This is a genomic window from Flammeovirgaceae bacterium SG7u.111, assembly GCA_034044135.1.
GTDB lineage: Bacteria > Bacteroidota > Bacteroidia > Cytophagales > Flammeovirgaceae.
This window is the reverse complement of the sequence record CP139021.1, coordinates 4775299-4797270: the sequence shown is the minus strand read 5'-3', so window position 1 is coordinate 4797270 and position 21972 is coordinate 4775299. Positions and strand designations below refer to the sequence as shown.

At 40.2% G+C, this 21972-nt stretch carries 8 protein-coding genes; 3 read left to right on the top strand and 5 right to left on the bottom strand.

All coding sequences use genetic code 11. The features are described 5' to 3' along the window. Positions 1-60: 60 nt before the first annotated feature. From R9C00_18765 to R9C00_18750, 4 genes are all read right to left on the bottom strand, one after another. Positions 61-1716 (bottom strand): RagB/SusD family nutrient uptake outer membrane protein, encoded by a 1656-nt coding sequence (locus R9C00_18765; protein WPO33743.1) that lies wholly within the window; start codon positions 1714-1716, stop codon positions 61-63. A gap of 21 nt (positions 1717-1737) precedes the next feature. Beyond that, a complete protein-coding gene (locus R9C00_18760) occupies positions 1738-5034 on the bottom strand; it encodes a SusC/RagA family TonB-linked outer membrane protein (protein WPO33742.1) in 3297 nt (1098 codons plus the stop codon). A 183-nt stretch (positions 5035-5217) separates the two neighbouring features. Further along, a complete protein-coding gene (locus R9C00_18755) occupies positions 5218-6252 on the bottom strand; it encodes a DUF4974 domain-containing protein (GenBank protein WPO33741.1) in 1035 nt (344 codons plus the stop codon). Positions 6253-6342: 90 nt separating this feature from the next. Continuing rightward, positions 6343-7044: a sigma-70 family RNA polymerase sigma factor gene (locus R9C00_18750; protein ID WPO33740.1), complete on the bottom strand. Its 702-nt coding sequence runs from the start codon at positions 7042-7044 to the stop codon at positions 6343-6345. Positions 7045-7115: 71 nt separating this feature from the next. Between R9C00_18750 and R9C00_18745 the strand changes: the two genes are divergently transcribed. The 3 genes from R9C00_18745 to yiaK all read left to right on the top strand — a co-directional run bounded on the left by R9C00_18745 (position 7116) and on the right by yiaK (position 10184). Further along, entirely contained in the window at positions 7116-7532 is a 417-nt protein-coding gene (locus R9C00_18745) for a DUF6157 family protein (protein ID WPO33739.1), read from the top strand. A gap of 178 nt (positions 7533-7710) precedes the next feature. Beyond that, entirely contained in the window at positions 7711-8991 is a 1281-nt protein-coding gene (gene tyrS / locus R9C00_18740; protein ID WPO33738.1) for a tyrosine--tRNA ligase, read from the top strand. A 188-nt stretch (positions 8992-9179) separates the two neighbouring features. Beyond that, on the top strand, positions 9180-10184 hold the full coding sequence (yiaK, locus tag R9C00_18735; GenBank protein ID WPO33737.1) for a 3-dehydro-L-gulonate 2-dehydrogenase: 1005 nt from the start codon (positions 9180-9182) through the stop codon (positions 10182-10184). A 74-nt stretch (positions 10185-10258) separates the two neighbouring features. Here the strand turns inward: yiaK and R9C00_18730 are convergent, their stop codons facing one another. Next, positions 10259-21601 carry a T9SS type A sorting domain-containing protein gene (locus R9C00_18730; protein ID WPO33736.1) on the bottom strand — a complete coding sequence of 3781 codons (11343 nt, stop codon included), beginning with the start codon at positions 21599-21601 and terminating at the stop codon, positions 10259-10261. Positions 21602-21972 lie beyond the last annotated feature (371 nt).

Genomic DNA, 21972 nt, shown 5'->3' with positions numbered 1-21972 from the left:
GTTTTAAAAAAACAGACTCACATTACATGAGCCTGCTTTCATTCATTAGATTGGTTAATCTTAATTATATCCTTGGTTTTGTTTAAACTCGTCTTTGTTTGTGATGGCGTCTAGTTCTGCCAAAGGAAATGGTCTCACATTGTGGAAATCTTGGATATTTGGTGCTGCGTCGGGGTTGTATTTTCTTACCCTATCCACAAGCTTACCCGTTCTTTTGAGGTCAAACCATCTCAAGTGCTCTCCTGCAAACTCTCTTGCTCTTTCATCAAGTATGAAGTCGATGTCGATGTCTGCTTCGGTAATTTTCATTTCAGGTTCTTTGCCATCTATGGCCCTCTTTTCGCGAACTGCATTTATATAAGTAGCAGCTTCGGTCATATTACCTTGCATCATTTCCGCTTCAGCTACAATCATGTACATTTCAGAGATGCGCATCACATACATATCTCTTTTGCTTTCTGATTCCCAACCAGTTGCACGGGTGGGGTCTTGAAATTTGAACATCGAGACGAAGTATTCTCTTGAGTTGATGATATTTCCACTTTCATCGTACACAGAACTTCTATCTACAAATTTGTAAGGCTTGCTGTCTTTTACTTCTTGGGACACCGCGTATTTGGTACAAACTACTGCGGTATCTCCTAGTTCCAGTCCAGTATCTCCTACAGAAGAAAGGTCATTTACATGGTAAACCGTACGAAAAGTGACATCATATCTCTCGTCGACGGTTTCGTCAAACATATCTAAGAAGGCTAGGGTAGGCATATTTTGGACACTTGGCCTATTCACGTCAGGAGAAACCCACATCCCAGGAAATGTCCAATAAACCATAGCAGAAAAGGCTTGTGCATGATTGCCACCTTCCCAAAGCCAAAGACCTCTTATTCCATCAAAATGAAGGTTTAAGGTGTTGTCTGCGTTGTAATTCACCCACCAAATTGCTTCGTTATTAGTAGTGCCTTCGCTATTGTTGATATCAAAAGTCTCTGCAAAAGTACCGTACATGTTAAATGCACCCGTATTGATCACTTCTTTGGCCAAGGCAGATGCTTCACTGAACTGGCCTCTTGTCAAAAGCATTCTTGCTTTAAAAGCTTTTGCTACTACTTGGGTAACACGTCCGTTTTCTTTTGGAGCAGTTCCGTTTAATAAACCGATGGAAAGATCGAGATCGGTAAAAATTTGTTCATAAAAACCATCAACAGAAGTATGGGTAGCTGTAGTGATTACACTGCTTACTTCATCCGTGTATAAAATAGCTTCGCCCCATGTTTCTGTGATGTGCCACAAATAAAATGCGCGTAAAAACCGTGCTTCTCCTTCGCGTAATTTTTTGAGGTCATCTGAAAGAGGAGCTTCTTCAACCCTTGCAATAGCTGTATTACATGTGTTCAATGCACTGTACAACCCTTCCCACATATATTTAATTACATCTACATTGCTTTGGAAATCAGAAGCATAATAGGCTAAAGGCCTACCGCTACATCCGCTAGCAGCGGTAAATAAGTCAGTGCCTAAATCTGTAAATGCTTCGCCTTCGGTTTTCCCGTACCATAAACGGGAAAAAGAATAGCAAGAATTAATAAGGCTTTCATAGCCACTTTCTGTGGTGTACAGCAAATCTGCGTTCGTGGCATTTCGGTTGGTTTCTTCGAGTACGTCTTCACACGAAGCAAAAACCGAAATTAATAAGAGTGTGATTATATATTTTTTCATGACTACTATCGATTTGAGTTCTTAAAAAGTGATGTTGGTACCAAAAACAAGTTGCTTGGTCATAGGGTAGGAGCTAGAGCCTCCACGTTCAGGATCGTAATCGTCAAACTCGCTAAAGGTCAGGTAGTTTTTGGCGGTGCAATACACCCTCACTCTATCGAGACCGATTTTGTTCAATAGTGAAGGCTGTAGGTTATACCCGAAAGTAATCGTCTTTACCTTCAAGAAATCCCCTTTTCGGTATGCCAATGAGCTAAAATATAACATATTGGATACGCTTTTAGATGCATTAGGCCTTGGGTATGAGTTAGTAGGGTTTTCTGGAGTCCAATAGTCTACTAAAGCGGAATTTTGGTAAGCACTTGGGTAAAATTGCGTTGCGGCCTCGCTACTGATCGTTTGCCCAATTCTTGCAATCATGAAAAAAGAAAACTCAAATCCTTTATAGTTGATCTGGTTGTTTAGACCCGCAGTCCACTTAGGGGTCGCTTGCCCTATAATGATCCTGTCCTTCTCAGCGGTGATCACTCCGTCATCATCGGTATCTCTCACTTTAATATCACCAGGCTCTTGGCCGTATTCGCCAGCAAGGGCTTCTTCATCGAGTTGCCAAATTCCTACTTTATCGTAATCGTAGAATACTCGAGTAGGTTGCCCAATAAACCATCCATTAGCTACGTCATCTTGGTCTGAATTCAGCGAAGTGATTTTTTCTTTGTTGGTAGAGAATGTTAAGTCAGTGTTCCAAGAGAAATCAGGTTTGTCTATATTGACCGAGCTAAGTGTAACATCTAGCCCTGTTGTTTCTGATTTTCCAACATTACTAATTACTTTGGTATACCCTGTGTGCGAAGGAATTAACTGCTCCATCAACAAATCATTGGTCCATGTTTTATAGACATCAATGGAGCCGGAAATCCGATCAGATAAAATTCCTAAATCAAGGCCTCCATTCAGTACTGTGGTTTTTTCCCATTTCAAGTCTTGGTTGGCTAAATTATACGGGCGATAGCCATAAGCGGCATTTTCTTCAAAGGCATAAATTGTTTTGGACAATCCACCTGTTGATTGATAAGGTGACACAGCGGTATTGCCAGAAAGCCCATAGCTTACCCTCAATTTCAAATTGCTGATTGTATTGTTGTTTGAAAGGAAACCTTCCTCGCTCATTCTCCAAGCAAAGGCACCAGACGGAAAGTAGCCCCATTTATTGTTATTTCCCAGAACCGAGGAGCCGTCTGCTCGCATGGTAAAAGTCAATAAATATTTTTCATCAAACTTATAGTTCAACCTCGTGAAATAGGAAAGCAGGCCAGATTCTGTGAGAGAGCTAGAGACTACTTGTTGTTGTTGGAGTCCGTCCAAGTTATGAAACTGTGATTGCTCAAATGCTAAATCTAATCCTTCGGCACTGGTTACCTCACTATAATAAGTCAGGTAACTTTGACCGAACAAAGCCGAAATGCTATGCTTTCCAAAATCTTTAGCATAAGATAGCGTGTTCTCAAAAGTGATGTTTCTGCTTACTCCATGACTTTTATAAGCCTTAGAAAGACCTTGGTTTTTGGAAACTGCGGTAGAATTTAGCCCTTCGAATATGCCTTGTCTGCTGTTGCCTATATCAATACCTAAGTTAGAATTGAATACAAGGTTGGGTATTATTTCATATTTGAAGTAGGCTGTACTGAACGTTCTATTCGAAATAGATTCGTTCTTATAATTATTCTCGTCTTCATCCATCAAAGGGTTTACATCAGTAGAAGCGAATGGGAATTGCCTTATCGAACCGTCTTCATTGTATGGAATCCCGATTGGTAGCATTTTTTTGGTCTGGTCAAATATCGAACGCCTTTCATTTCTCAAGCTATACGTTAAGAGAAGAGAAGCGCCCAGCTCCATTTTATCGTTGATTTTTTGAGTAATGTTTACCCTTCCATTGTACCTGTCCAACTCGTCATTTTTGAGGACGCCAGCTTCATTGTAGTAGTTTAATGAAAAAGAAACCTTAGTAGCTTCTGAGCCTCCTGTTAGTGCAACTTGATAGTCTTGGATTTGCCCAGTACTGTAAATCACATCATACCAGTCGGTACTGATTCCTCTATTTATTCTGTCTAATTCTTCGCCAGTCCAGATGGTAGCATCATCGGCTGGAGAGTTCCAAACGCCTGTTGCTCTATAAGCTTCTCTTTTTTGTTCAACCCATTGTTCGGTGTTCGTTAGGGAAGGATAGTTTGTCAACGTGTTTACTCCTTTATAGGCATTGAATGTCACAGTAGGTTTGCCAGATTTGCCTTTTTTGGTGGTAATCATAATTACCCCGTTTGCACCTCGCGAGCCATAAATCGCAGTAGAAGAAGCATCTTTCAATACTTCAATGGATTCGACATCATTAGGGTTGATGTTCACATCAGCTCCATAAGCCACACCGTCTACAAGAATAAGAGGGGAGTTACTGGCGGTCAACGACCTGTTGCCTCGCACTGTCATTTTAATAGCACTACCTACTTGCCCGCTTTCTCGCACCAAGTCCATTCCTGATATTTTCCCCTGCATCGATTCCAACACGTTGTTGGTTGGCATTGAAGTAATATCTTCGCTTTTGATGGAAGCTACCGATCCTGTAAGGTCGCTTTTCTTCACGGTGCCATACCCAATTACCACAACTTCTTCCAGCTGTTCCAAGTCTGATTCCAACACAACGTTGATTACTGATTGACTTCCTACCGCTATTTCTTGTTGCAAGAAACCGATGTAGCTGAAAAGGAGGACGTCTTCGCTGGAAGCTTGCAATGAAAAATCTCCATCTATTCCAGTGGTTGTACCCTTGGACGTGCCCTTGATGATAATGTTTACACCTGGCAACGGTTCATTGTCTTCAGCGGAAGTGACCTTGCCTTTGATGGTCATTTGTAAGATGTCCTCAACGGCTGTTACCTCAGGGGTTGGGGCAAAGATATAATAGTTGTTGACGTGGATGTTTTCGTTTATCCTCTTAAACTTTAACTTTTTCTCCTTGGCTATATAACCTAGGATATTTTCCAGCGATTCGTCGATGAAAGATAAACTTAACCTAGACTTGTCATTTACAACCTTGTGGTTGTAGGTAAATTCCAAGTCTGTCTCAAGGTGTATCTTATGGAACACATCTTTGAGAGTTGCTTCTTGGAGCTCGATCGATATGAAAATATCTTCCAATTTCCTCTTCTGACCTACTCCATTTTCTGCATACAACAATCCGCAAAGGAGTAATTGCAGAAAAACTATAAAAAACAGTTGCCTAGACATACGCAAAACTTGTCGTAATCTTTTCGATTTCATATTTTTACTATGTTCAATTTTGGTAAAGAAATTTATCAAGATGGTTTTCCTTTTGTTTCTTGTCTCCTACCACAGATTGGGAAGCAATCGGAAAAAGTACAGACCAGTCACATCTTATATTTGTGGCTGGTTTTTTTATCCTACTTTATGGACTTCTTGTTTGGGATTTGTAGATGCTTTCCATTAGTTCTTTTTTATTGTTACAGTGTTACCAGTTGTTTTAAATTTAAAATTGGATGTATAGCTTATTCCTTCAAGTACTCTTTTTAAAGTGGCATCTTTAAATACCCCGCTGTATGTCCCCTTAATTTCTCCGTCTTCTATTTCAATGTTTACCCCGTACCATTTTTCCAGTTCTGCAAAAACATCGGTAAGCGAAGCTTTTTCAAAAATCAGCTTATCATCTTTCCAAGCAAATTCCTTGTCCAGGTCTTTGCATTCTATTTTGGAAATTTTGCTTGATACTTTGTTATAAGTTACTTTCTCGTAAGGGTACAAGATAATCACATTCCCTTTTTCATCAGTGACGGAGACTTTCCCTGTGGCGACTGTAATCACGATATCTGGGTCTGTTTCATTTGCTCTTATATTGAAAGAGGTTCCTAATACAGTAGTTTTCACCTTGCCGCTCGTGATTACAAACGGCCTGGTGCTATCCTTGGCAATTTCAAAAAAAGCTTCGCCTTCCAAGTAAAACTCCCGCTTGTTATCTGCAAATTTTTTGGGAAACTTCACCGTACTCGCCGCATTTACCTTGATTTTAGATTCGTCGCTTAGGATCAAGGACGCTTTTATTCCATTAGGGTATGCTTTTTCTTCAAAGGCGATGGGTTCTTGTATGGGAACTACAGCCTGTTTCTCGGTAAGGTTAAAGTAAAAAACAGCTGCAACGGCAATTAATGGGAGGAAAACTGCTGCTATTTTCAGCCAAGTCTTGGACCTCTTAGGCTTTCTAGAAGCTATATGATCTGTATGAACTTCAGTTTTAAAAATATTTTCGAAGATGCCTACATAATCAAAGTCTGACAGCGCATGCTCTTCTTTGAGGTGCATGTTTTGAACCAAATATTTGGCTTCCATAAGTACCACCTTTTTCTCGGGATATTTGAGGAGCCATTTGTTCCAAAAATCGGTGGCTTCTTCATCGGCGTGTTTGGCCCACTTAATGAAGAGGTCATCTTTTAAAAAGTCTAATATGGTGTAGTCTTTATATTTCATTCTCAATTTACTAAAGTTGCATGTGATGTATGCCCTTTATTTATAAAGAGAGAGCAAAAAACAGGAGTGGGCTATTTTTAAACTATTTTTTTAAAAAAAGTTTTGAAAGGCTAAGCCTATCAGTAACAAGCCTACTGGTAAAAGTAGGTGTTTGTACTTTTTTAGGTTAACTTTTATAGCATCTAATCCTCTGTAAATGAGTTTTCTGGCAGAATCCTTATCAGCAAGCCCCATAATATAAGCTACTTCTTGGTAGGTAAATCCTTCATAATAATAATGGACGATCGCCTGTTTCTGCTTAGAGGTCAACTTATTTATTTCATCCTCTAAAAATTTTACTTTTTCTTCATATAGCTCCTTCTCAACCATTTTGGTTTCGGTAGAAATACTGATATCGAAACCTGCAGGGTAAGTATCTTTTAAAAAAAACCTATTTTTTTGTTTTAGCTTGTCGTGTATGGAGCGGTGAAGGGAGCGGTATAGGTAGGACTTGATGGAAAGGACATCTGTTGTTTTTTTCCCGTTTCTTTTTAGGAAAACAAAAATATCTTGGATAGCATCTTTCACCAACTCTTGATCATTGGTGATTTGACAACCAAAGCGGTACAAAGTTTCTGCATAAACTCTATAAATGTAGCACAAAGCTTCATCATCTCCTTTTTTGAACAGTGACCAAATTTGCTGGTCGTCCATGTTGCTGAAACGAGTCGGTTCTTTGCTTATACCTTGAGTAGTAAAGTTTAAGTCTTTGCTGGTAAGAGATTTAAGCTTTCCAATGTTTTTCATTTTCATTTTCCAGACCTTTGGGTTAGACCTGCTTTTTTATTATAAAGGAAAAGATAAAAAAACTAAATTCCAAATCGATGAAAATCCACAGCACAAATTATTCGAATACTTTCATAGAAGTGGCGGAGGATTGTCTGGTTAACGAGGGAAATGTCCCACCATTGAAAGGGGAAAAACCTACCGTTGCTCGGACGCAATTTGAGTTACTAAAAGATGCTCCCTACCAATTTACATCTGACGATGTTTTCTTTAGAATTTATGCCGAGCGCAATGATTTGACAGAAGCGGAGCTAACTGAAGCCAGAGCAAAGTTTTTCTCGAAAGGGCAGCCTTGCTTTCGATCTTCTCCGCTTACCAAGCGTTACGGTTGGGGCATCCATAGTAATTCGGAAGGGAAGGTGGCGATGTTTGGTAGGGAAAGTGAAGAGTACGAAGCGTTTGTTCAGGATGAAGCAACCAAAAAAGTGAAGGCGATGCGGAGTAAGCGGAAGTGATATCTTTGAAATTTAAGGTATGGGATAAGGAAACAAATGATAGGGACAAGGCATGCTTTGGTTTTGGCTTGAAGTAATCTCTTTTGAAAAAAGTCTATTGAAGTTGGGGGTAAAAAGAAACATTCTCTAATTTTGCCGCCACGAAACCAGCGAGGTCGGTTTCAAAAACAGTTAAAAGATGAAAAATTTAGTAAAGGAATTGGAGTGGAGGGGCATGTTGAACGACATGACGCCTGGATTAGAAGAACATTTGGCGAAGGGAATGGCGAAGGGCTATATCGGCTTTGACCCTACTGCTTCGTCTTTGCATATAGGTAATTTGGCTACGGTTATGTTGCTGAAACAGTTGCAGTTAGCAGGGCATAAACCTTATGCTTTAGTAGGTGGTGCTACGGGTATGATCGGCGATCCTTCGGGGAAGTCGGCTGAGCGTAACCTGTTGAGCGAGGAAGTATTGAGAGCGAACCAAGAAGGTGTAAGGAAACAGCTTTCCAAATTTTTGGATTTCGATTGTGGTGAAAACTCTGCCGAGTTGGTGAACAACTACGATTGGTTCAAGGATTTTTCTTTCTTGCACTTTTTGAGAGAAGTAGGTAAGCATCTTACCATCAATTATATGTCGGCGAAGGAGTCTGTGAAGAAAAGGATTGAGACGGGATTGTCTTACACAGAGTTTTCTTACCAGCTTTTGCAAGCTTACGATTTTTGCCACTTGTACAAACATGAAGGGTTATCACTCCAGATGGGTGGTTCTGACCAGTGGGGCAATATTACCTCGGGAACGGAATTGATCAGGAGAATGGAAGGTGGAAGTGCATTTGCATTGACTACGCCGTTGATCACGAAAGCAGATGGTTCGAAGTTTGGCAAGTCGGAAGCTGGAAACGTTTGGCTCGACCCAGAGATGACTTCCCCGTACAAGTTCTACCAGTTTTGGTTGAACCTTGCCGATTCGGAAATTCCTAAAATATTGAGAGTCTTTACGCTATTCAATAAGGAGGAGATTGAGGCGATGGAAGCGGAGCATGAGGGCAACCCCAATGCGCTGAAGAGAATCATTGCGAAGGATATAACCGTAAGGGTTCACTCAGAAGAAGAGTACGAAAAAGCTGTTCAAGCTTCGGAGATTTTGTTTAAAAAATCGGGCGTGACGGAAGCTTTGAAAAACTTGGATGAAAAGACCTTTTTAGAAGTGTTTGATGGTGTTCCAACCGAGGAGATTACTAAGGATCAACTTAGCGCAGCCGCTGATGTTTCTGACTTGTTGTCAAATGCAAGTAATAACCTTGTTTTTGCCTCGAAAGGAGAAGCTAAACGGATGATAAAAGGTGGAGGAGTAAGCGTGAACAAAGAGAAAGTTGGAAACCCTGAACAAACGAATGATTTTGATCTGATCCAAGGCAAATATTTATTGGTGCAGAGAGGAAAGAAAAACTACTTCATTATTAAGGTAAATTAGTTTTCTGTACTTTTTTGGAAGAATTGAACCTAGCCTATATGGCTAGGTTTTTTTGTTTTTCAAGTTTTTTCGGAAATTTGGGTTAATTTCAAACTCTTATTTGAATCCTATCTAAGCATACTACCTATTTTACGGCTTTTTGCTTCCTGCTCTACTACCTTACTTCCCACTCAAAAAAATAGACAGCTATGTTAAGAATACCCTATACTCAATTGCAAAATGAGTTTTTGAAGTTATTGTTGAAGTATAAAATGTCGGAAGGAAATGCGAATATATGCGCAAGGCTTTTTGCCAATGCATCGCTCGACGGAGTTGCTTCCCATGGCTTGAACAGATTTCCCCTTTTTATTGGCTACATCAAAAATGGTTATGTTAAGCCTAAGGCGGTTCCTATTAAGGAAAATGGGTTTGGGGCTCTGGAAGTTTGGGATGGACTGTTGGGACCTGGCCCTTCTAATGCTTGGTATGCTATGAACAGAGCAATGGAAATTAGTAAGAGTTCGGGGATAGGGCTGGTTGCCTTACGCAATACAAATCACTGGATGCGAGGGGGCAACTTCGGCTGGCAGGCTGTTGATAATGATTGTATGGCTATTTGCTGGTCGAATACGAAGCCGAACATGCCTGCTTGGGAAACGAAGGAAAGTGTATTGGGCAACAACCCGTTGGTGTTGGCTATTCCCCGTAAAAAAGGACATTTGGTGTGGGACGGGGCTATGTCCCAATTTTCTTTTGGGAAGGTGGAGTCTATGAAGATGCAGGGAAAAGAGCTGCCATTTCTAGGAGGGTATGATAAGGACGGCAAGGCGACAACCGATCCTGCTGCAATTATGGAATCGGCTTTGGGGATACCTATGGGTTATTGGAAAGGAGCAGGGCTTGCGCTCATGCTCGATATTATGGCGGCCGTGCTATCCGACGGACAGGCTACGCATCAGGTAGGCAATAGTGTTCATGAAGAATATAATATCTCGCAAGTGTTTATCGCCATTCAACCTGAAAAGATGACTAGCTTAGGGAATTTGAATGCAATAGCTGATGGGGTGATTGAACATTTGAAAAATGCGACACCTAAAGAGGAGGGAGGGGAGCAATTTTACCCTGGAGAACAAACCTTAAAAAGGCGAATGGAAAATTTGGTGAACGGTATTCCTGTGGATGAAAAATATTGGGACGAGCTTTATACGTTGTAGTTTTTTTGCCCCAAAATACAAAAGGCTCTCCCTTTTAGGAGAGCCTTTTGATTATAGTTAATCTTGGTTTGCGATTATTTTACCACTGACATTTTAATATTTATTATTTTATCTCCATAGAACATTCTTACCACATAAATACCTGATTTGTAGCTTGACAAATCGTAGTCAACTTTGTGGGTACCTACTTCGAAAGCTGCATCAGTTGCCACATCTACCAGAGCGCCTCTCATGTCTCTTATTTCTAACCTTACCCTTCCTTCTTTTTCAATAGAAAAAGCAAGAGTAGTGTTGTAAGAAGCAGGGTTTGGGTAGTTTTGGTAAAGTACCACTTTAGCACCAATGTTCACTGCTTTGATAGGGAAGGTGGTGACTTCACCATTGAAATCGACTTGCTGTAGACGGTAGTAATGAACTTCGCCTGGGGCAAGATTTTCTGTGTCCAAGTAGCTGTATTTGTTTATTTCTCCATTACCTGATCGACCTTTTAGGTCTGATTCATTTTTGTAAGAAGCAATTTCTTCAAAATGAGCATCGTCTCCAATTGAACGGCTCAAGATAAAGCCTTCATTATCCAACTCATTTACTGTTTTCCATGTCAAGTCCACTCCTTCTTCTTTCTCGTACTTAGCTTCAAATGAGAGAAGTTCTACTGGCAATAAGTTTAAGCCAGACAAACTTGCAAAAGTGAATGGGCTAAAGTCAGAAAGTAATTCTGAGGTGGCGTAGCCAGTTGTACCTGAGGCTGATGCATCGGTATTCCCAACATTTTCCCACTTAGAACCATTCCAGTGCGCAATTCTCAGGTCAGAAGAAGTTTGCATATCGGTACGTGGGTTTTGCCAGTGTAGAGTAACTTTTGCGGAAGCAACTGCGGCACCTGCATCCCTTTCTAACATCCAATATTCCTGTACACTTACATGGTGAAGTGTAGTATCTCTACTGTTTACATCGTATGAGCCATGTGGGTTACTTCCAATGTATTCGGCAATGAACTCGGTAGAAGCAGTTAGTTCAGAAATTCCAACTGGGTTGTAATATCCAGTAGTACCATCTCCAACAGGGAAGGTGAAGTCATCTGCACCAATTTTTCTCACTTTAGCCAGTGAGTGGCTATTTGCACCTGCGCCTGAATAGCTTGATCCGTCTTCAAATACCAGCTCTTCATTTCCGCTATCTGATGAAACATGACCAGCATTAAAGATAAACTCTCCGTTTGTTGCGCCATCTAGCACAAAGTCATCTTTTAACAGAATTCCAGCGTTATTGTCAATTTCTGCTCTGTAGAATTTGGAACTAGCTGAAGTAACTTCTTGATTTACTGCCCCTTCAAAAATAACTTTGCTTTGGTTGAATGTGAAAGTACCGCCGTTGTTTGTCCAGTGACCACCCAAATAGATATTGAGCGTAGCAACATCCATATCGATCGTATTTCCTGAGCCTAGTTCAAAATCACCTCTTATTCTTATATCGTCCCCCAGAATGGTTTTAGTTGGGTTTCCAACTCCTGGGTTGTTGATAGTCAAGTTGCCATAATTCCTGTCAGAAGCTTGGTTAGATGAGAGAAATAGTGCTCTAATGTCCTGGTCTTGATCAGAATTATAAATTACCATTGAATTATCTGCCAAAGCAATATTTGCATCGGTTACATCTTGAGGGAATTCAGTTGCAGTTCCTATATTTCCCAAAGTCAAGTCAGCATCGTCGTTCAGGGTTAATGTAGAAGTAGCTTGAGCGATAAGCTGAATTCCATCATCATCTAAGTTAACAGTGCCGCCAATGGTCAAATCACCGTAGATGGTTACATCTGAAGAAGCATTATACGTTTTAAGGTATTTTCTAACTCTGTTTGTGCCCACTTCACTAGTGCTTCCATCAACCGAGAACAACAGGTTTCCATAAGGGAAATCAGCGTCTACCTCTTGTGTACGCCCTCCTCTATATTCAACCGTACTTTCGGTCGGGTGAATTTGTCCAGTGCTAGTTCCTGTGACTCTGTTATCCCAGCCTCTTGGCATATAGGTGGCGTAATCGTCCCAAGCGGCATCGTCAATTCCTCTTCCGAGTACAAACCTTGCCTCTCCACCTGCATTACCAGTGATCCCCATTTCCAAGGTTTTTCCAGCGGCATCTGGTCCCTCTATCTGGTAACCAGCATCAAGGAAATGATTCCATTTGTCGATGGTTAAGTTACCTTGGATTTTCAATTGAACTGCTGAAGTAACGCCACTTCCCGTAAGGGTTTTAATAACTGTTGCACTGTTGTCTTGTGAAATAACCAAGTTGCCATATCCCGTTCCAGTAGTTCCATCGCCAGGTGCAATTGAAACTTGTTGGTCGTCCGTTGATCTATAATCTACTGTACTTGTTTCGTCCAATGAAATGTTGGCAGAAACAAAGTTTGTTGGGAAGGTAGTTGCTGAAGTACCTTCTCCAATATTTAATATTGAGTTTGCAGCAATAGTTAAATCACCAGAAGCATTTCCTATGAACTGGAAGCCTTTGTCAAAAACAGTATTCAGTGTATTAATAGTTAGGTCACCATCAATTGTAGCATCTGCTTGCAAGTGTTTTTCTATATTGCCTCCAGCAGTTGGATTGGTAAACGTTAAGTTTCCATAATTAAAACCACCTGCTACCATTTGAGGGGCATCCGTATTGTCATCACCAGCATTGTAAATGACCTCACTGGCATCGTTCAGTAGGATATTCGTGTTGTTTCGGATGAAAAGTAACGGGAACTCGGTGGCAAATGTACCGGCTCCAGCTTTGCCCAAAGTAAGCGTAGTGTTTGCCGCCATTGTCATCAAGTTGCTTGCGTCTGCGTTGCCAGTGATTTGAAAACCATCATCTATCAAATGGTTTTGAGTGTTGATAGTCAAACTTCCGTCAATTTGCACAGCAGCTTCAAGTTGTTTATTGACTTGCGAAGATGCTGTTGGGTTTGTCAATGTCAAATTTCCGTAATCAAACCCACCTGCAATCAGTTGAGGGATACCTGCAGCTCCATCACCCGCATTGTAGGTAACTGTACTGGCATCATCCAACAACAACGACGCATTGTCCCTAGGGTAGGTGAGAGGGAATAGGGTTGCCGTAACTTCATCTCCCAGCTGCAATGTAGATCTTGCTCCTAAGGTAACAGTTCCTGTTGCGTTTCCTGTTATTTGGAAACCATTGTCGTTAAAGATTATTTCTTCTCCTGAATTTACACCTGTAATATCTAAGTTGCCATGGATATTAGTAGCCGCCTGAAGTTCTTTTTCTGTGCTTACTGTGGTATTAACCGAAGTAATGACAAGGTTTCCGTAATCAAGCCCACCTGCTACTTCTTGCACTGCATCTTCACGGTTTGAAGTGTAATAAACGGTACTGGTTGGTGAATCACCATGGTGCAAGTTGGTTGTGTTGAAGATAGGGAAAACCGTGTTTTCCGAATCGGTTGCATCGCCACCTAGTGTAAGGCTTGCATCTCCAAATAGCTCAAGTGTATTGCTTGTAGCAGCACCTCCGTAGATTTGGAAACCATCGTCAACCAAATTGTTGTTACTTTGGATCGTTAAATTACCTCTCACATTCATTTCAGCATCGAGCGTCTTGTTTATCAATGAACCTCCATCAGAGTTTATCAATGTAATATGGCCATAGTTGTCATTTGCCGTGAGATCACCTGAATTATAAAGTCCTTTGATAGTTTGGGTTACTCCAGCATTGTAGATTACCTCACTATTTGCATCCAAATCAAACGCATCGAAATATAGAGGGAAAAGGGTTGCTACAGTTGAGCTTCCTAAGGTCAGAATTGCATTGTCGTCAATTTCGATTGACCCTCCATCAGTGCTGTTTCCTTCAATCTGATAGCCTGCGTCAATTACATTATTGTAATCACCTATGTATAAATCACCTCTTACCTTTAGAGTATTACTGCCGTCTTGAGCAGAAGGACTGGCTGCAAGAGTTTTGGTTACAATACCGTTGGTATGGGCGGTTGAGTCCAAGTTGATAAACTTCAAGTTTCCATAACTTCTTTCTGAATTATCACCATTAGCAAGCCTTCTTACCTGTTGGTCATCTGATGCTCCAGAGGCATAAATTATAGTTGAGTTGAGATCTAAGAAGATTTCATCACTTTGGAAGCCAGGAAAGATTGTTGCCGAATCTACAGAACCAAAAGTTAGGATTGTATTTATTTCAGTATACAATTCACAACTGTTGTTGCTAAGCGCAGTTATTTGGTGCCCTTCGTCCCAAACATGGTTGTCGTCATAAATCCTAAACGCCTCTCTTATTCTCAAAGGATTATCTAAGGTTTTTAATACAGGGGTAGAAGTACTTGCACTATCTGAATTCGTTATGGTCAGGTTGGCATAGCTGCCATTAGAAGATCCACCGTCATCAATTCCCCTAATAGGTTGGGCAACACCACTGTTGTATATTATTTCAGAGTCATCGCCTAAGTTGTAAGTATAGAATTGAGGTAAAGAAGTGCCATCATCCTCATCGCCCACAATAAAAGTTGCGTTATCAACCATTGTAAGTGAGTCTTCCGTATTTAGGTTACCTGTAACTTGGTTACCCTGATCATTAAAAGTTGTTCTGTTTAAAATGCTTAATGCTCCATTGATTGTAACTGGTGCTAATAAGTACTTATAAGCAATATTGCCACTGTTACCACCTGAGCCATCTCTAGCATTCATCAAAACTAGGTTGCCGAATTCAATTGGTTCATTATCTGCATTCTGGATATTTTGGTCTTGGTTATCCCTATGCCTGAAATATACTGTACTTGCATCGTCAAGATTGTAAGTACCAAAATTAGGGAATGAGGTTGCGGCAGTATTGTTGTTGGAGCCGAGCAGTAATGAACCGTTTGCGGTAATGGTCACAGTACCTGTTTCGGTTGCATTGATAGCTTTTGGGGCACTTGTACCTTCATTGCTGTCCCAAAGCCTTCCAGAAGTAATGGTCAAATCATTGTCGATAGTTACGTCATCGGTAATGATTTGCACATCTCTAATAGCGGTTATTTTATTAACTACCAAGTTATAAAATGCTTGTTCGTTAGTTTCGATCGTTACGTTGTCGATGTTTCCATCAAAGGTGACGGTGTTGTCTCCATGTATAAAATAACCATCAGCTTGGATTTCCCAATCTCCTTCTACGTTAATATCTTGGCCATTTGCCCAAACATACCCTTGGTGATGGCTAAAGAAATTGTCATAGATATCAGTTGTATCACCATCATTTATGTCGATAGGATCATCAAATTTCCAGTTGTAGGGGCTTGAAGAAATATCATAACTTGCCGAGAAGGTAATAGGGCCAAGGAAATTTATCGGACTTACGCCTGAGGATTGATTAATTTCTCTTGAGATAGCTTTTGCCGAATAAAATTCTACAGTACCCCAAAATTGGTTATCCCAATTATCATTTACAGAAAAATCACTATAAACTTGAAGGGTATTTAGGGCATCGCCTTCCATTATCCCAGTGAAGTTAGTTGCCACCCAGCTAAAACCACCACAAGCTGCATTTGCAATGTCTATGATTACTTGTTGGTTGTTTGCAGTAAATGAATTATTGTCAAACACAACTGAGTCAATTGGATTTGGAATACAGCCAGAAATAGTTCCACCACTTGATTCTGACCAGTTATCTATATTACTCCAATCGGGGGTAGTAGTACCTCTACCAATCCAGTAAAGTGTTTTAGGAGTTCTTTCCGCATTAAGGTAAATTGTTTTTAATGGGTCATAACTTCCATGTCCCGAATCTATTTCATTGCCGTCGCTAGTGGTTTCAGCAAGGTTGTCAAGGTTTACTCCTTCAAATATTTCTAATGGGAAATTAGAACCAGAGTTTGTTGGACCTAACACGGTCAAATCTTGTACTACAATGTTTGACCAATCTTGTTTTTTAGTGGTAAATTCAATCTCGGCATCATCACCTGAAATATCTGACCTAACAATCAGCCATTCGTTACATGTAACACTTGCAGTGAATTCATTAGTAACCGTAGTAGTTCCATGAGTTGAAAGTTCAATGATGTTATAGGTCTCTGTATGAAGGTTTCTGACTGAGTTACGTCTATTAGCAAAAGTCAACCTTGCCTCTTCGCTTAAATGTATGTCTTGAAATACTCCATCTTCATTGTTGGAGCCTCTTTCATTCAACGTGACTATACTTCTTTGGCCAATCTCAAATTCGTAGTCAGCGTCAATAGCTGCTTTAGTGAATATTAAATCGCCGTAAAAATCAGCTTCATTATCTATGCCAAGTTCTAGGTGAGTATGTACAATAGTAGAGTCATCTTCAAGGTTAGTGAAGGTGCTTCTTGCTTGTGAACCAAAAAGAACATCGTCGTAAAAATTCACCTTTCTTCCAAAGCTTGTGTTTCCTGAATTTCCAATAGTAAGGGTACTTTGAAATTCTGTATCACGCCCGTCTCTGTTGAAAGTGAGGCTGGCGTTATTCCCAACAGTTACTGCTGCTTCAAAAATATTATTCCTTTCAAAATAGCCTTCGTTATTGTTGCCAATATCAACTAAACCTTTGAAAGTTGAAGTAGAGTTTTCACTATTATTGAAAATAAGATATACATCAGAACCTGTATCGAAAGTACCTTGGAATTCATTTTCCCGTCTAAAGTCAGCGGTTGCCCCATTTTGAATGTCTACATTTCCTTGAACTAAGGTATAAACAGGTTGGGTTGCATTGGACGTTTCTTGACTAAATGTTGCCATTGCATTTGATCCAATGGTAAGGTTTTGCTCAAATGTATTTTTCTTCCTGAACTCTACGTCAGCGTCATCACCAATGGTTACATCTCCTTGGAAAACACTGATAGAATCATTGTCGTTTATTTGAACTACAGAGCCATTTCCAATATCAAATGTACTAGCAAAAACATTGTCTCTCTCAAAATAGATTGTTGAGTTATTCTCTCCTATAGCGACAGCATCGCCAAAAGTGCCTTCGCCCTCCTCGTTACAGAATCGGATATAAGTGGCATTGTCGCCAATTGTAAGTGTATTATCGACTACTACATTTTCATCAGCTTCAAAACGAATAGTGTTGTCTCCAATAATTACTGGCGGAGCATTGTTCGATGCATCCTCTACAAAAAATAAATCTTCATATGCATCTACATATACATAGTCTCCAAATTCAACGGTATTGCTGCCTTCAAATTGGGCGAAAGTCCCTTGGTCTGCTTCTCCAGGGTCATTAAATTGTACCCAAGAATAATCGCCAAAATAGGCGCCTCCTTGGAAAGTGGCGTCATTTCTGAACCTCATGCTTACTCTATCCGAAACATCTGAGGATGTGCCATCTTGGGTTGTTACTAGCCCTTTGAAAATAGCAGGGCCAATTGTCCTTGCTCTTGTGGGCGATTCCATCGTGTATGTTTGTTCAAAAGTACTGTTATAAAAATGTATTCTATCAGTATTATCACAGCGGCCATCTATTAATACATCACCATTGAAAGTGTTTGTGCCATTGAATCTGAAATTATAGTTAGGTGAAGTGTCGCCTGAACCAATAGTAACAGCTTGGTAAGTATTAGTAGTGCCATTTACATCACAAGTATTTTCAATGCCATAAACTATGTCACCAGTGAAATGAATTTCTTCACCATCGAAATCAGTGTCGGTTTCCTCACCAGTGATCATGGAGCCATATTGTTTTTTTGAATCACCATAAAAGAACGCATCAGTGAAATCTGTAATAGTCAAATTGCCGTAAGTGAACAAGTCAGCAGCTACGGCATCACTATAGAAAAACGCATCCCTATTATTCCCAATATCAATAGTTACATTGCCAATGTTCAAAGGATTATCACCCCACTGGATATCTGAGTGGGATGTGCCCTCAATTGACCAATTAGAGGTTTGTGGTATAGTAACCGCATCGTAAGCTGGAAAAATCGTTAAATTTGCACCTCTCAAATCAACTACAGCATCTACGCCCGTACCGTTACCGGTAATCGAAATTGTGCCTGTTCCTCCATAATTAAGGGTTCTGGCCAAGTCGGCTCCTGAATTCATAATGAATTTATCGCAGCTAACATTACTGTTAAATGCTTCTAAGTCTAATATTCCTTCTTCTAGAGATAAAGTGCCAGTGCAATTCAATGCTCCATTTGACTGCCAAGAACCTGTTGTATTATTGAAAGTGACATCGCCACCAAAGGTCTGGTCGGCAGTTACCAAAACCTCGGCTTCATCGCTAATGTAGTTTACTGCCCCAGTATAAGAAGAGGTCATTGCCGCTACAAAAGTAACAGAGCCGTCAATATCTAGTGTATATGTTCCGCTTTCAGTAAGCTCAGGATTGTTGAGTGAGCCAGTCCAGTCCATGTCATGGAATGCCGCATCTACATTTACCACAACCTGTTTTCCTGCCGATGTAAATGAATTAGCATTAAAATAGACATTGTCACCTTCTACAGGAATACAGCCATTATTATTGGTGGCAGCGGCAAAAGAAGAATTTCCTGCAACCCAGTTGGAAGGGTTGTTCCAGTTTTCATTGTCTCCAAAAAGTTTGGTGAGCCCGTCTCTACCTCCAACCCAATAAAAGTCGAGAGGGACTGTTCTGGCAGGGGCTAGATTAAAAGTAATTCCTTGGTTTCTTCCAAGGTCTTTTCCATAGTCTATTGTAAGGTTTGAGCTTGTTACATTTAGTTTCCATGCTATTACACCTGTAAGGGTTTGCGGAGAGGCAAATGATACAAGTCCTCTGTTGTTATTTTGGTTTAAATCATGGCTGTGTAAATAAATCCACTCTTCACAACCTCCTGAGCCGGCATTTGCAGTCATCGAAGTGATTGTTACTGTGTTATACCGGTTAAATGCTATATCATTGAAATTAGTCAAGATGAAGTCTCGAATTGTACTCCCATCAACTTGATTAGAATAGTTAGGATTGAAATTGATGGATGCACCTTCCAGACAAGTAATATCCAAAAAAGTGTTATCACCATTTCTGGTATCAAGATTTAAAGTCGAATTTTCACCCACGGTGAGTAGGGTTGTTCCTGAAGGTTCGTTAAATGTGACCATACCTTCATACTCAACCGTGTTGTTTTGCCCTATTGTCACATCATCATTGTGGGTAGTGCTTGTACTGTTTCCATAGTCGGCAAAAAGTGCATTAGTGATATCGTCTTCAAAGTTAACAGTGCTGTTGAAAATGGTATTGTATCGAGAGATCACATCTACACCAGTGCCGAATGTCACGGGTACATCAAAAGTGGTTGTGTGTGTTGTATTTGTTCTTTGTCCAAATATAATATCAGCATTTCTGGCTTGAAAAGTTGCAGCTCCATTTTGGGTATTGTCGAAAGTGTCGTCTTCCCTAAAGTACACAACCCCTCCTTGGATATCTACATCATGGTGGAAACTACAAGAGCTTTCAAAGCTCGCTTGTCCATCTACGTATGTCAGTTTTTCATTGAATTCGCTTCCATAAAACCTCAAGCCATAAGGAGTGGTAGAAGAACCTGTGATACTAACAGCGTCATTGAAAGTACTGCCATAAAACCTGAACAAATCATTTGATCCTCCTTCTACACTTGCAATAGTGACATTGCCATTAAATGTATTCAAGTTGTAAAAATTGGCTCTTGCATCTATTCCGAAGTCAACATCGCCATTAAATATATTCTCTGAACCGCTAAATTGTACTCGAGAAGGGTCATCGCCAAAGCTTAAGTCTCCAGATATGAAAAAATCTCTATCAGCGATCATATCGACCCCTGTGCCAAAAGTGACAGGTGCAGCTGAGTTAAATGTAGTAGAAGAACCTGTTATATTGTCATCAGCAAACCTTACTAAAGTATTGTTTCCAAATGTGGCACCTGCATTAAATATATCACTTTCCCTGAACCTTGCTTCTCCATTGTCAGCAACAGTTACTAAGCCATTGAAAGTACAGTCATTATCAAAACTGGCTTTAACGTCCGTGCCTTGTAGGTCGACAGTACTTTCAAAAGTACTGTTTTCAAATATGATTCTGTTGTAGTCATATTGGCTCCCATTGACCACAACAGCATCTTCAAAAATATTGGTATTGTTAAAAACGATGTTTCTGCCAGTTACATCTTGAGAGCCAATGGTAACAGTTCCTTCAAAAGTATTATCACCACCGTTGAAGTCAATCTCACAGTCATTTCCGATCGTGACATTTCCTTCAAAGGTCGCATTCTTTCTGAAAAGAAGATCTAAGTCATTTCCAAAAGTAACAGGTGTATTGCTGGCAAAAATGGTTTCTGCATCGGTTATTTCTCCCCCATCATTATCTCCAAATTCTATAAAAGAATAATCGCCGACAGTTAAACCTGCATTGAAAGTTGTATTATTTATAAATTGTATTTCACACCTTTCACCATCGGCAAAACCTGTTCCTGCCCCAATAGTTACCAAATCATTGAATATAGCTCCATCATAGAAATTAGCCTCTGTGGTATCAAGAAGTGTGACCGTAGACTGAAAAGTGCTATTGTTATAAAAACGTATCCTATCACGGCTATTTGACCTACCGCTGGCTGTTACTGAACCATTGAAGATATTTGTTGAGGAGCCGTCAGTCTTTCCAAAAATAACATAATCATTTCTGTTTTGGTTAATATCAATGGTGCCATTAAAGGTATTTGTGATTGCATAGACCCTGAGATCATTTTGTTCTTGAAGGGTGATATTTCCAAAAGTACTGGTTGAAGAACCTCCATTAGGGGCATTCACTCTTAAATTGCTATTGATAGCCAAATCAATATTTCCAAATTCAACATTGGTGTTTGTGGTTGTACTATTGTTATGCCAGTATAGATAATTGGCACTATCCACTACTACATCGCCTATCACATAAGTATCAGCCATATCTGCGCCAGTAGTTCTTATCACTGCAGACCTAGTAGTGCTACTATTATCCATTAGAAACGTCATATTCCCAAGGGTTTTAGAAGCTCCGCCTAGCTCGATCAACACGTTTCCATTTCGAACAAAAATCAACTCTCCTAAAAAGGAGTAAGTCATGTTATCGATGAGGGTGAAATTATAGCGGTGAACAGTTAATGTTCTACCAGCTGCGCCGGTGAATTCGGGAGAATTCGTTGCATTATTCCACTCAAAATCTCTACACTCTCCATCAATATCGAGGGTGACTATTTGCCCACCTGCTGTAAAGGAGTTTGCATCAAAGATAGCGTCTTCAGAACTTGAAGGGATAGTCGCTCCACCGGCTCCTCCAGAAGCGGTGGACCAATGGTTGGTATCGCTCCAGTTGCCTGTTCCCCCGACCCAATAGCGTTGAGCTGTTGTTTCTTGAAATGATAAAAGAAGTAGAAATACTAGGCTTATGGAATATATAGTAGATTTTCCAAACCAATCTTGGTAGAGGTGTAACTTTTTCACCATGTCTAACTAGTGTTTGTTTTGTTTAGGATGATTCAAATTTTTACGGGCAAGAAATGCAGTAGTCTTGCCCTTTTCGTTGACTTAAGTACAGAACGTGCCCCATGAGTGATCTAGTATTTACAAGTAAACTCCAATGTGATAGATGGGCTTGGAAATTGGCGTTTAGTTTTGTTGAATACCGGTTTTAATTGATTGAGGCTAAGAGGTGAAATAAAAAAGTGCTATTAAAACAAAGCTTATTTTGAAAGTTATAGGATATTTTGTTTTATGAAGAAGGGATATTAAACGCAGGAAGGGTGGCATTTGGTAGATATGCTTAAATCTCTAGGTGTTTTACCTAAACCTGTGACAGGTTGCTTTAAAGTAGGGGT

Excerpts from the sequence above, each read along its gene's own strand:
- R9C00_18750 (WPO33740.1), bottom strand. The coding sequence starts at position 7,044 with ATGAAAATGAAAAACATTGGAAAGCTTAAATCTCTTACCAGCAAAGAC.
- R9C00_18745 (WPO33739.1), top strand. The coding sequence starts at position 7,116 with ATGAAAATCCACAGCACAAATTATTCGAATACTTTCATAGAAGTGGCG.
- R9C00_18730 (WPO33736.1), bottom strand. The coding sequence starts at position 21,601 with ATGGTGAAAAAGTTACACCTCTACCAAGATTGGTTTGGAAAATCTACT.
- yiaK (WPO33737.1), top strand. The coding sequence starts at position 9,180 with ATGTTAAGAATACCCTATACTCAATTGCAAAATGAGTTTTTGAAGTTA.
- R9C00_18755 (WPO33741.1), bottom strand. The coding sequence starts at position 6,252 with ATGAAATATAAAGACTACACCATATTAGACTTTTTAAAAGATGACCTC.
- R9C00_18760 (WPO33742.1), bottom strand. The coding sequence starts at position 5,034 with ATGAAATCGAAAAGATTACGACAAGTTTTGCGTATGTCTAGGCAACTG.
- tyrS (WPO33738.1), top strand. The coding sequence starts at position 7,711 with ATGAAAAATTTAGTAAAGGAATTGGAGTGGAGGGGCATGTTGAACGAC.
- R9C00_18765 (WPO33743.1), bottom strand. The coding sequence starts at position 1,716 with ATGAAAAAATATATAATCACACTCTTATTAATTTCGGTTTTTGCTTCG.